At 43.8% G+C, this 12,528-nt stretch carries 10 protein-coding genes; 4 read left to right on the top strand and 6 right to left on the bottom strand.

Annotation, left to right across the window (positions count from 1 at the left end):
* Positions 1–198 (top strand): hypothetical protein (locus tag BMY80_RS12250; RefSeq protein ID WP_177178545.1); only part of this gene is annotated, 198 nt, incomplete at its 5' end.
* A gap of 187 nt (positions 199–385) precedes the next feature.
* On the opposite strand, the gene lon is transcribed toward BMY80_RS12250, so the two are convergent.
* The 3 genes from lon to clpP form a co-directional block, all read right to left on the bottom strand.
* A complete protein-coding gene (lon, locus tag BMY80_RS08560; protein WP_093142826.1) occupies positions 386–3,262 on the bottom strand; it encodes an endopeptidase La in 2,877 nt (958 codons plus the stop codon).
* 254 nt (positions 3,263–3,516) lie between these two features.
* Complete coding sequence (clpX, locus tag BMY80_RS08555) at positions 3,517–4,803, bottom strand: ATP-dependent protease ATP-binding subunit ClpX (protein WP_093142823.1); 1,287 nt, start codon at positions 4,801–4,803, stop codon at positions 3,517–3,519.
* Positions 4,804–4,820: 17 nt separating this feature from the next.
* Positions 4,821–5,435: an ATP-dependent Clp endopeptidase proteolytic subunit ClpP gene (gene clpP / locus BMY80_RS08550; protein ID WP_093142821.1), complete on the bottom strand. Its 615-nt coding sequence runs from the start codon at positions 5,433–5,435 to the stop codon at positions 4,821–4,823.
* A 664-nt stretch (positions 5,436–6,099) separates the two neighbouring features.
* Here clpP and BMY80_RS08545 point away from each other — a divergent pair.
* Positions 6,100–6,378, top strand: coding sequence for an SEL1-like repeat protein (locus tag BMY80_RS08545; RefSeq protein WP_093142818.1), 279 nt, complete (start codon positions 6,100–6,102; stop codon positions 6,376–6,378).
* Positions 6,379–6,666: 288 nt separating this feature from the next.
* Here BMY80_RS08545 and tig read toward each other — a convergent pair whose 3' ends face one another.
* Complete coding sequence (gene tig / locus BMY80_RS08540) at positions 6,667–7,944, bottom strand: trigger factor (protein ID WP_093142816.1); 1,278 nt, start codon at positions 7,942–7,944, stop codon at positions 6,667–6,669.
* Between the two features lie 461 nt (positions 7,945–8,405).
* Between tig and BMY80_RS08535 the strand changes: the two genes are divergently transcribed.
* Positions 8,406–9,515 (top strand): beta-N-acetylglucosaminidase domain-containing protein, encoded by a 1,110-nt coding sequence (locus tag BMY80_RS08535; protein ID WP_177178544.1) that lies wholly within the window; start codon positions 8,406–8,408, stop codon positions 9,513–9,515.
* A gap of 341 nt (positions 9,516–9,856) precedes the next feature.
* Here the strand turns inward: BMY80_RS08535 and BMY80_RS08530 are convergent, their stop codons facing one another.
* Entirely contained in the window at positions 9,857–10,270 is a 414-nt protein-coding gene (locus BMY80_RS08530; RefSeq protein WP_093142810.1) for a hypothetical protein, read from the bottom strand.
* Positions 10,271–10,765: 495 nt separating this feature from the next.
* Here BMY80_RS08530 and rnt point away from each other — a divergent pair, with 495 nt between their 5' ends.
* Positions 10,766–11,545, top strand: a complete 780-nt coding sequence (gene rnt / locus BMY80_RS08525; RefSeq protein ID WP_093142807.1) for a ribonuclease T — start codon at positions 10,766–10,768, stop codon at positions 11,543–11,545.
* Positions 11,546–11,639: 94 nt separating this feature from the next.
* Here the strand turns inward: rnt and BMY80_RS08520 are convergent, their stop codons facing one another.
* Positions 11,640–12,470, bottom strand: a complete 831-nt coding sequence (locus tag BMY80_RS08520) for an acid phosphatase (protein ID WP_093142805.1) — start codon at positions 12,468–12,470, stop codon at positions 11,640–11,642.
* Between the last annotated feature and the right edge of the window lie 58 nt (positions 12,471–12,528).

Below are 12,528 nucleotides of genomic sequence, written 5' to 3'. Positions count from 1 at the left end.
CAGACGGTATTCAGGGAAGGTTGTTATTACACTCCTGTAACCGGTGTTCAAAGAAGGATAATGGAAGCATTGGACATTCCTATGCCTTCTACGGAAATATTTGGAAAACTCTCGAAAGAAGAAGAGGAAACAGACGAAGACGACAACATACAGTCATTGGACGAACTGGATATTATCCTAAGTGAAATCGAGAAATAGAAAGACCGAACCTCACGTTATTTGAAATTCGGTCTTATGTGTCCTAAACATATGAATTACAACAAAGTTTAGGTTTTATGTCAGCAAAAAAACTCCCGACTATAGTAAAACAGTCGGGAGTTCAGTATATGCCTATAGACCTGCGGATTTACCGATATATTTATCCGCAGCGACAGATTCAGAGAGCTTAAGAGATTTCAAGGTTCTCATCATCAAGACCGTCGGTAAATTCATCTCCGGATCTGACCATGTCATCCCCGCCTCTGATAAATTCATCCCCGGCCTTAGAGAGCTTATCTCCCCTGCCGGCATCAAGACTGTTCTGCTCACTCTGAGCTGCCTGATTCTTCTTTACAGTCTTTCTGACCGTGGAAGTTTTCTTTCTGGCAGCGGGCTTTTCAGAACCGGACTCACCGGCCTCAGTGTTTTCTTCTTCCTTTTTTACGGAAGTACCGGATGTTTTTCCGGTTTTGGAAGCTGAAGGACTTTTTCGGGTTGTTTTCTTAGCCGGAGCTTTCTTTCCTGCAGAAGAGGCTGAAGATTTTTTAGCACTCTTTTCATGAGCATCGTCAAAAGCATTATCACCTTCATCTTCATCATTAGGAAGATCCGCACCTGAATCGGCATTCTTATCCTTAGGCACGTACTTCCTGATTTCACCGGCCAGTGCTTCCCTGAACACTTCTGAAATATGCTTAACCGGAACTATGGTTAAAGCTTTACGGGTTGATTCAGGTACATCTTCAAGATCCTTAACGTTGCCGAACGGAATAAGAACCTTCTTAACCCCGCCTCTTACGGCTCCGATGAGTTTCTCCTTAACCCCGCCAATCGGCAGAACTTCACCGCGAAGAGTGATTTCACCGGTCATAGCCACGTCACCGCACACCGGAGTGCCGGTGATGGCGCTGATGATGGCGGTACACATGGCGATACCCGCACTCGGACCATCCTTTGGAATTGCTCCTTCAGGACAGTGAATATGGAAATCGTTCTGACGGAAATACTTAGGGGTATATCCGAGATTTGCTATAAATGAACGAACCACGGTAAAGGCTGCAGAGATTGATTCTCTCATAACTTCGCCGAGCTTACCGGTATAAACCTGCTTGCCGAACCCCGGAATGCATGAAGCTTCAATGGTAAGAATTTCACCGCCGACTGAAGTATATGCCAGACCGTTGACAATACCCACCTTGTTATCAAGAGTAATATCGGTATGATCGAACACCCACGGACCGAGCATCTTTTTAACGCTTTCGCCGTTGATCTCGACATGAGTAATTTTACCGCCGCTCAGCATGATTTCCTTTACGGTCTTTCTGCAGAGTCTGCCGATTTCTCTTTCAAGATTACGTACACCGGCTTCGCTGGTATAGTTGCGGATCAGAGTGAGAACGGCATCATCGGTAAAGGTGATTTCCTCTTCCTTCACATTGTTGTCACGCATCTGCTTTGGAATCAGATGATTTCTGGCAATATGAAGCTTTTCTTCCTCGGTATAGCTGCTGAGGTCGATTATTTCCATACGGTCACGCAGTGCAGGCGGAATGTTCAGGCTGTTTGAGGTAGCCACAAACATTACGTCAGACAGGTCGAAATCGACTTCAAGATAGTTATCGGTAAAGTTCTTGTTCTGTTCCGGATCCAGTACTTCAAGAAGTGCTGATGCCGGGTCACCCCTGTAGCTGTCTGTTGAAATCTTATCGATTTCATCAAGAAGGAACAGCGGATTCTTGACGCCGCACTTCATGAGCTTCTGGATAATCTTACCCGGAAGAGCACCGACATAGGTACGTCTGTGACCGCGGATTTCCGCTTCATCACGCATACCGCCGAGAGCAACACGCACGTAGGTTCTGCCGGTAGCCTTGGCAATGGACATACCGAGAGAGGTCTTACCAACCCCCGGAGGTCCAACCAGACAGATAATAGGAGCATGAAGTCTGTCGGCACGGTTCTGTACTGCCAGATATTCAAGAATTCTTTCCTTTACCTTGTCGAGACCGTAGTGGTCGTGATCCAGAATTTCTTCAGCACCCTTAAGGTCTTTCTTGAGTTCGGAGCTCTTGTTCCAAGGCAGAGCAAGAATGGTTTCAATATAGTTTCTGCTGATGGCGGCATCCTGGCTGAATCCCGGCTGCATTGCAAGCTTGCGCAGTTCTGAATTACACTTTTCGGTAACGTCATCAGGCATGCCGGCTTCCTTGATCTTGGCTCTGAGCTGAGCGACTTCGTCACCGTCGTCAGGAAGACCGTCTTCATTGAGAGGTACTTCGACACCGTCAATGGAAGCCTTGGAATTCTTAAGATTCTTGAGTTCCTGCTGAGCTGATTTGAGATGTTCGCTCAGGAAATAAATCTTCTGGTTTATCTCAATGCTTTCCTTGGCACGATCGCGAATCTTGTCCATCATCTTCTGATTCTTGGCATCCATGGTCATCACGGTCATCAGAAAATCAGCAAGTTCATTTTCACTCTTGAGAGCGATGTACTCGGCCTTCTGCTTTTCATCGAAAAGAATGGTGATGGCAATACTGTCACAGAAGAGATTGAAAGACGGGCATGTTTCAAGAAGTCTTACGGAATCAGGACCTGCAGCGTTATGACTCTGGTTAAACTTCTTGAACTGGTCCAGAAGCTCCTTGCGTACCATACTTTCGCTGGCGAATTCCTCATCAAAAGGAACGAGATACAGAGGTTCATGAGTAGCCTTGATTTCGAAATTGCCGTCGTTCACAAAATCAGTAATGCGATTGATATCCTTCACGGTAACGCGACTGCCGACATTCAGTACGTATGATACTGAGCCGTCACTGAATGTTTCCCTGCTGTCAGCGTGTGCAAGCCAGCCGTAGCATTCCTGCATTTCGGCAACAGAACAGTCTTTGAGCGTCTCATCATCGTGATAGATTATTATCAGTTCACTCTGGGACTCATATGATTCTTCCAGTATCTTCTGTGTACGTGCAGTCGGGGTAATAGGAAGGGTTGACATCGGTATTACGGGATAATTTATCCCTATCACCGGTAAAAAATTCACTTTTCTTCTTCTCTGGACCATAAAATTTTCCTTATTGCCCTTTTATATCTTATGTTAAATATAATATACAGTATTTAAATATGGCTGATAATAGCTAATTTCAAGAAGAACAGCACATTTTTAAGGTGCGTTTGGCTATTAATCGACCTATCAACATAAAACCGCATGTGTCCGGCACACTAAAAAGCCGGATATTCGTATACCCGGCTTATTTTCTACTGTATTAAAGAGCTGTAGCCGGTCTGACGCGGGAGCGGTGCCGGCAGTCTCAGCGGTTACTTCTTGAAGAACTCATCATCTCTGATAAGAACCGGATCCTTGATTCCGTTAACCACTTCACCGTCAATGATAACCTTGGCCACTTCAGTGCTTGAAGGAAGATCATACATGGTATCAAGAAGCATTGATTCAACGATTGAACGTAGGCCTCTGGCACCGGTATGACGTTCCATTGCTTTTTCAGCCATGGCTGAAAGAGCGTCAGGAGTGAAGTCGAGAGTTACCTTGTTAAGCTTGAAAAGAGCCTTGAACTGACGGGTAATCGCATTCTTAGGTTCGGTAAGAACGTTAATGAGAGCTTCCTTGCCGAGTTCGTCGAGAGTTGCAATTACAGGCAGACGGCCGATGAATTCAGGAATAAGACCGAACTTGGTGAGATCAACCGGTTCAACCTTGGCAATCTTCTCACTTAAATTAAGTTCGTCCTCCTTGCCGTAAACGGTGGCGTTGAAGCCTATACCTGAGTTCTTTTCCACACGCTTTTCAACAATCTTGTCGATACCTGCGAACGCGCCGCCGCAGATAAACAGAATCTTGGAGGTATCAACCTGTACGAAATCCTGCTGAGGATGCTTTCTGCCGCCCTGAGGAGGAACGGAAGCGATAGTGCCTTCGATAAGCTTGAGGAGTGCCTGCTGCACACCTTCACCGCTTACGTCACGGGTAATTGAAGGATTATCTGACTTACGGGAAATCTTATCGATTTCATCGATGAACACGATACCGCGCTGAGCCTTTTCAACGTCATAGTCACAGTTCTGAAGAAGCTTCTGAATGATGTTTTCAACGTCTTCACCGACATAGCCTGCTTCTGTAAGGGTTGTGGCGTCGGCCATGGCGAAAGGAACGTTGAGCAGACGGGCAAGAGTCTGTGCCAGCAGGGTTTTACCTGAACCGGTAGGACCAATCAGCAGAATGTTGGACTTGTTGAGTTCAACACCGTCATACTTGTCGTTAACCAGCTGACGCTTGTAATGGTTGTATACCGCAACGGAAAGGATCTTCTTGGCTCTTTCCTGACCGATTACATAGTCATCAAGATGTTCCTTGATTTCATGCGGAGTAGGAAGAGCTTCCAGTTCCTTGGAGATATCGCCCTTGCGTTCTGAAGCTTCAGACTTGAGACGGTCCTTGGTAATAATGTCATTACACAGGTCAATACATTCATTGCAGATGTAAACGCCCTGGTCTACACCCTTGATAAGTTTGCGTACCTCAAACTGAGATTTGTTACAGAAGGAACAGCGTAACGGTTCGTTCTTATTATCTTTATTATTTGACATTTGACAACCTTAATGAATTATGGACGCTTGGTAATTACATCATCAATCAGACCGAAGTCCCTGGCTTCTTCGGCAGACATGAAGTTATCTCTGTCGGTTGCCGCAAGAATTTCCTCATAGGTGCGACCTGTGTGTAAAGCAAGCTTCTTGTTTAATTCATCCTTGATTCTTAAAGTTTCACGGGCATGGATTTCAATGTCGGAGGCCTGTCCCTTAAATCCGCCGAGCGGCTGATGAATCATGATTCTTGAACTTGGAAGAGAATATCTCTTGCCCTTTGCACCGGCAGTAAGAAGGAATGAGCCCATTGAGCAGGCCTGTCCCATACATACGGTAACAACATCAGGTCTGATAAACTGCATGGTATCATAGATGCTCATACCTGCGGTAACGACACCGCCAGGAGAGTTGATGTACATGTAGATATCCTTATCAGGATCTTCTGATTCAAGGAAAAGCAGCTGAGCGCAGATCAGATTGGCCATATGATCCTCTACCTCTCCGGTAAGGAAGATTATACGGTCTTTAAGCAGACGGGAGTAGATATCATATGATCTTTCTCCTTTTGCAGTCTGTTCTATAACGTAAGGAACCAGTGTGGACATAGTGGTTGAATCAGTGTTTGCTGACATAATCCAATTCCTCTAAAATCTTAAAAAAATTCTGTATCAGAAAGCGGGCGGAACCTAACATGAAGCCCGCAGAATAACTGAGGCACAATTATATATGAAAAAGTTAAATAATTACATAACGACAGCCTCAAAACACACCATAGAACACATATTACATATCGCACGGCGTCTATTTGTTTAAAATTACGACAGAATTACAGATCCGAACCTCAGTTCGCACGGTAAAACCGGTTTACCGGTGCTCATAACGCAGTCGGTTCGTAAAGACCGTTCTTCATTCTTCCTCACATCGGAGAACAGTAAACAGCACCCCGGTATCTGATTGAAAAACTGAGCATCCGGGAGAGAGAAAATACTGACTGATTCACCATGGAAAAAGATCCCGCAAATCCGTATAAAGAGATTAAAATTCAAACAGTAAATACCCGCAGAAAACAGCTCCTGAAATCTCTACGGCGCTTATATTTTGAACAGTCTCACACTAATTAAAAAATTGTTGAATCACACTTCAAAAATTAGACTTAACTAAAATTATAAGCATCAGTCGACACTTTTTTATAAGGATTCGTAATGAGTTTGGATATACTTGTAAATATGCGGTATTTGTCGAATAGCCTTTCGTGAGAAGTGTCATATGAAACGAATCGCGGTATTGTTAGCATTTATGTTTATCAGCGCAGATTCTGCCGCTTTCTTTGGTCCCGATTGCGACAGCGCATCCGACTGCATGACCAAAGCGGAAAATCTGAGCAATCAGAATCGTCTGGCTGACGCCATAGATTTTTACAGGGAAGCCTGTGATGAATACAGAAACAAGAACGGTTGCTATCAGGCAGGCATTCATTATCAGTTCGGGCTTGGAAAAAGGAACAAGGCAAAGAATTATTATGTAAAAGCGTGCAGATACGGTTATGTGCCTGCATGCCATCTCAAAGAGATTTGAACTATCATAATTATAAGCCTCTTATTTCTTTGATAGTGTTTACGGCAGTCACCTCAGCGTGACCGCCGATTTTTTTGTTTACCGCCCCGTCGTTCTTATATCCTGTTTTCGCATATGCGTTTCCTGCATGTCAGTTCAGTCCCATAAACACAGCCATGCTTTTTCGGAAAAATCAGCGGATTATTCATCATTTCGGAAACAAAAAAGGATTCGCAGCTGCTGTGCGAATCCTTTCATGATTATATTTAATCGTAATTCATTCTGCCTTCAGGCAGTGTGAATCATCAATTAGAAATTGTGGTTAACGAGTTCGTAGAAGCTCTTGTTTTCTTCGGTAACCTTACCCTTTGCGAGAACTTCGTCAACGATCTGTTCAAACATAGCACGGTTACGGATGTTGTTGAGCTGTTCAGGGTTCTTAGCTAAAGCCTTCTTGAATTCATCTGCCTGATCGTAAGCTGAAGCGATAGAATCAATGAATGCATTTACGCGTTCTTCGCTAGGAGTGATGTTGTACTTTCTGCAAACGGCACCGATGATGATCTTCTGCTTGATCATGTTAGCGCAGGATTCCTTTAACTTGGCTTCGTCAGCATCCTTCTGGTTCTTCTTGATGTTGTTGAACATGTTTTCAACTTCTCTTGAAGGTAATTCGATGTTGCCGTACTTGGCGATCAGCTTGGAAATAACTTCATCGCTGTTTTCTCTGAATACAACCTGGTTAAGTTCGCGTTCCATGTTCTTCTTAACGTCGGCACGGAATGCGTCAACACCGCCTTCAACACCGAAGCTCTTAACGAGTTCATCGTTGAGTTCAGCTGGCTTGCGGAGCATAACTTCGTTTACCTTAACCTTGAATAAAACTTCCTGACCGGCTAAATCAGCAGCGTGGTAGTCAGCTGGGAAAGTAATGTTGAATTCGAATTCATCATTAACCTTGTGACCGAGTAACTGATCTTCGAAACCTGGGATCATACGGTTTGAACCGACGATGATTGGGTAGTTCTGAGCCTTGGTCTTTTCAATTGACTGACCGTCCTTGAAACCTTCGAAGTCGATACGTACGAGGTTTTCCTTGGCGATTTCAGCTTCTGAAGCTTCCCATGAACCCTGCTGACGGCAGAGAGTGTCGATCATCTTGTTGATGTCTTCATCGGTGATCTGACCGACAACCTTCTTGAATTCAACGGTGTCAACACCTTCTGAAAGGTCAACAACAGGATATACTTCTACAGAGAAGGTATATGCGAAGTCATTGCTGATACCGGTATCTTCAATGTTTTCGATTAAAGGCATTGAATCTGCGAGGTTTTCAATCTTTGCTTCATTAAGAGCCTGATACATTGATTTGCTGATGAGTTCATTTACAGACTCATCCTTAACCTGGTAACCGAACTGCTTGATTACTACATCATCAGGTACCTTACCCTTTCTGAAACCAGGGATACGGTTGGTCTTACCGATTTTACGTACTACCTTGTAATATGTATTCTTATATTCTTCTGCTGGAATTACAACCTTAATCTTACGTTCTAAACCTTCTGATGATTCAACTGAAACTTGCATGTTTTCACCTCAAAATAATAGTAGTCAAATTCTATAAGATTCTAAAAAGCATTTAGAATCAAAGACGTCAAAATGTTTTGTTCCTTACGCCTAAAGCAAGGAAACATACTTAAAAGTATTAAAAATTACCGCATTATAATGCGACAAAGGTTTTGTGTAAACTCAAAAATACCCCAGTCACCTCTGACAGACTTCACAAAAAACAACATTTTGACGTTTTTAAAGACATTATGTTTAAATTTTAAACAAATTAAATTCAAAAACTGTTCAGCACTGCTTATATCAGAGCTCCCGGACTGTATTCCTGCAGACATTGCTGTTAATATGACAGACATATTATGTTAAACGGTATGTACCTTTCCCCGCAGGCATCGGGACATGAGGTTTTTCCGTCCCTCCGGAAACTAAAAATTACCGTTTTTACCGCTTTTCACCTCATCTGCAGCATAAACGGAACAATCATGACTGACAACGCTTCACAGGCAAATTTTCCGGCCGGAATAATAGAAGGATTTTTTGGAACCCCGTGGGACATGAAAACCAGAATGGCATTTATAGAAAATCTGAAAGGATTCGGACTCAACTTCTATATATACGCGCCAAAGAACGATTCCTGTCTCAGAAGGATCTGGTTTGAGGACTTCACGAAAGAATACCTTTCTGAACTTAAACGTCTCTCTGACAGAGTAAAATCATGCGGAATGAAATTCGGCATCGGTTTTTCTCCGCTGGGCGCAACAGCAGATCCCGATAAATATCTTCCAGTTTTCATGAAACAGGTGCAGAAGCTTGTCACTGAACTGCAGCCGGAGTATTTCGCGCTTCTTTTTGACGACATGAAAATTTCTCTGGAGCATGAGGGAGCTCTGCAGAACACCTTCATAAAAGAATGCTACCGCATCGTCAGACCGCACGGAATTCACCTCATAACCTGCTCGAGCTTCTATACCACGGATCCGATTCTTGAAAAAGTATTCGGCAGAATGCCGGAAACATATTATCAGGACCTTCTCAGGGATATTCCCCGGGACGTGGACTTTTTCTGGACGGGCTCAAAGGTTATCAGTACCGACTATACCGCCGGTGATCTGAAACTTGCCGCAGAACTTCTCGGCAGAAAACCGTTCATCTGGGACAATTATCCTGTAAATGACGGTAAAAAGGCCAGTGACCATCTCTATCTGCGGCACTTTAACAACAGACAGAACATCAGAAATCTTGCTTCCGGAATCGCGGTCAATCCGATGAAGCAGACATTTCTGAACCTCTTTCCGCTGGCATCCGTGTCAAAAGCCCTGGAGACTGATGACGACAAAGACATCGTGACCTCCGCCCTGCAGAAACTCTCTGTGAATCAGAGTCGGGAGTTCATTGATTTCATCAGAAGCAATTCAGAAATGTTTGCTTCAGTTCCTCTTCCTGAACTTACCGAAGAAATGAAGGAATCTCTTCTCACGCAACTTGAATCATTCAAGGCCGGTGCCGATAACAGAGAACTGATACAGATAAGGGAACTGCAGGACTTTTTAAACCGCAGATACGTATTTGATCCGGCATGTCTTACAGGTTAATCAGAATAATAAGACCCGGCACGCATCAAAGAAAGAAATAAAGGCGGTAATTCTGAGCATCCGCCTGAATACAGATTATTAGAGACCGAAGCTTTTCACATTAAAATTTTCCGACTGCCGGAAAAAGCAAAACGTAACCGGATAACTCCGGTTACGTTCCTTTAGCTGAACCACCCTTCAACCATCGGCAGAAAATCATACGGGTAAAATGTTAATACAATAGAATTATACTATCGATCTAAACAGACAAACGCCTTAGGGAATTCATCTGCTTTTATTTTCCGCGAAAGCAAAAAGGAAGTTAACAGTCTATATGTTACCTTATCTCGGAATAATATGTATTATTCCGTAGCAAAGTTTTCTGTGAATGTCACAACATCGCTCTTCTTAACCTTCTCATTTACTGAAACGGTGTGAATCACGTCTCTGCCGCCGTCAAGATACATTACAATATCGATGGCCTTGCCGCCGCCGAAACTGCACTTGGTTCCGATAAGCTTAACGGAATCAAAAAGAGTACCTTCCTGACAGCTGAATGAGTCGATAATCTCTGTGATATCATTTTCGATAAAAGATTTTTTGCCTTCAGCAGAAATTCTGTTGTAAGACATTAAACCGTGGGTTGAGGTATTTGCGATAACCATGGATGCTTCTTCTGAAGAAACTACTTCGTATCCATCAGGTAAATTCATTTCACCGGCAAAAGAAACTGGAGCCAGCAGACAGGCGACTGCGGCCAAGATATTATTTTTCATTTACAAACATTCCTCATTAAAACTAAAACTCAGTTAGTTCATTAGATGCTTTATTTGTTGATTGATTTATTCATGTCCGGACAGGTGAGAACAAAGAAATCCCCGAAACGCTGAACGACATATTATCATTATTATAAACACACACTGTAAGACATCACATGAGCCGCGGTGTCTGTATCTTGCTTCTCATGCTATTCTTAAACCAGTAAAGCGCATCAGATGCGCATTGATGATTATAACAGCAATTTAAAGAAATGGTAGGTCAAATTATTACCTTTTTGAAAAAATTTTTATATTTCAAAAACATATCATCATTATAATTTTTGCTAAAAAGCTTACATACGGCCCGTTTTCAGAATTTCCGCAGTAATCTGCCGCGGGTCAAAAAAATTGTAATAAAAGTTCTTATATTGTATCATTTACGCCGAATAACGCTCCGGCCCCTGTACGGAATGCCTGATCGTAATACTCAAACACAAGTCAAAGGTCATAAAGATGACAGATAACACTGCAGCTGAAAACAGCGACAACCTTCAGGACATATCCCAGAGATTCAGAGGCTACTACCCGGTAGTGGTTGACGTGGAAACCGCCGGATTTGATCCTAAAAACAGCGCCCTTCTTGAAGTAGCATTCTGCACACTCAAAATCAATGAAAACGGAGATTTTGAAAAGGATGAAATGTTTCACTGCAATATCAAACCTTTTCCGAATTCAGTCATTGAAGAAGCCAACATCAAATTTCTGGGAATTGATCCGTTTGATCCGGCTCGTGAAGCACTTGATGAAAAGGTTGGCCTTCTGCCAATTTTCAAACAGCTGAACAAGAAGGTTAAAAAGGCCGGATGCAAGAGAGCGATTCTTGTCGGTCACAACGCCCATTTTGACCATTCATTCATCATGGCCGCAGCTGAAAGACTGAATTTCAAGCGTAATCCGTTTCATCCGTTCACCGTAATGGACACCGCAACGCTGGCTTCACTCTTTCTGGGGCACTCGGTTCTCTCGGTTGCATGCGAAACAGCCGGCATTCCGTTTGATGCGGGGAGCGCACATGATGCCGCCTATGACACGGATCGTGAAGCTGAGCTCTTCTGCTATTTCGTCAACAGATTCAGAAAACTTGGCGGCTGGCCTTTATGCGGCGAGGATCTTGATCGTGCCAACGAGGCCAAAAACAGATACGCAAACCGAAACAGTACGGCTGAAGGAACTCCGGCAGCCGGTGCCGAAGGTTCCGGCGCAGCCGAAGAAGGCAAAGTCTGCGAAGAGTAGTTTTCAGAAGCTTTACGTTTTTTACAGGACACACAGAAAAAGAGGAAGGCGCACCGGCACCTTCCTCTTTCTTTCTGATGTCTGATAAAGCAGATTATCTTGCAAACCGTTTTGACTGTCTCTGTTCTTCGACAGCAGCTTCAAATTCAGCCTTTGCTTCAGCCAGAGCCTCATTAAACTTCTTCACGGTATGAAGTTCAGCGACCACGTAAGAAGCCAGGGTACGTCCCCAGTCAACATCAGACTGCCAGTGGAACCCGCAGATTACACGGTTCTGTCCCAGTCTGAGTCCGGTTTCCAGAATCTGGTTGCTTCTTCTCGGATTGATTTCAGTGAGAATAAGGGCAATCCCCCATCCGTAGGTTGAATATCCTGAAGGATATGAGCCGTCCCTGGCATGTCCCTGATCATCCTGAACGGAAGAACAGGTACGCTCTCCGAAATACACATACGGACGCTTGCGCTTATAGTAGCGCTTGGCGTTATTGCCCGGCTCCAGAAAATCACCAAGACTGTTTTCGATAAGATATAAAAGCTTAGGTGTTTTTTCACGGCTCATTCTGATACCCATGGCGTCGGAAAAGAATGCGGCAATTGAATTACCGTCAAGTCTTGCTGAAAGTCTGGCATCCTCCCAGGTCTTGGTGCCCTTGTATTTTTTCAGATTATCCTTATAGATATCCTTATCGATTTCAAAGGCTTTGGAATCTTCTCCTGGAGGAGGAGGCAGAAGCATCACGGCATCAGCGTAATCTCTTTTGGGAGAATCCGAAAAAGACGGATACTTTGATTTTCCCTTCTGATTGGGAACGGTTGAGGAATTCTGGGCATTCCAGGCAAGCGGCTGAGGAGTGTCGGCAAAGGATACACCCGTCATGACAAATGCAGCAACACACAAAAGAGGCAGAACACGACTTAAATTCATAAAAATTAACCCCTATCCTACGATTTAAAATATTTCCTTCTTAACAGTTATTATTCAT

The organism is Ruminobacter amylophilus, from assembly GCF_900115655.1.
GTDB classification, from domain to species: Bacteria; Pseudomonadota; Gammaproteobacteria; order Enterobacterales; family Succinivibrionaceae; genus Ruminobacter; species Ruminobacter amylophilus.
Note: the sequence above shows the minus strand (reverse complement) of the source record. Positions and strands in the feature narration are given on the sequence as shown.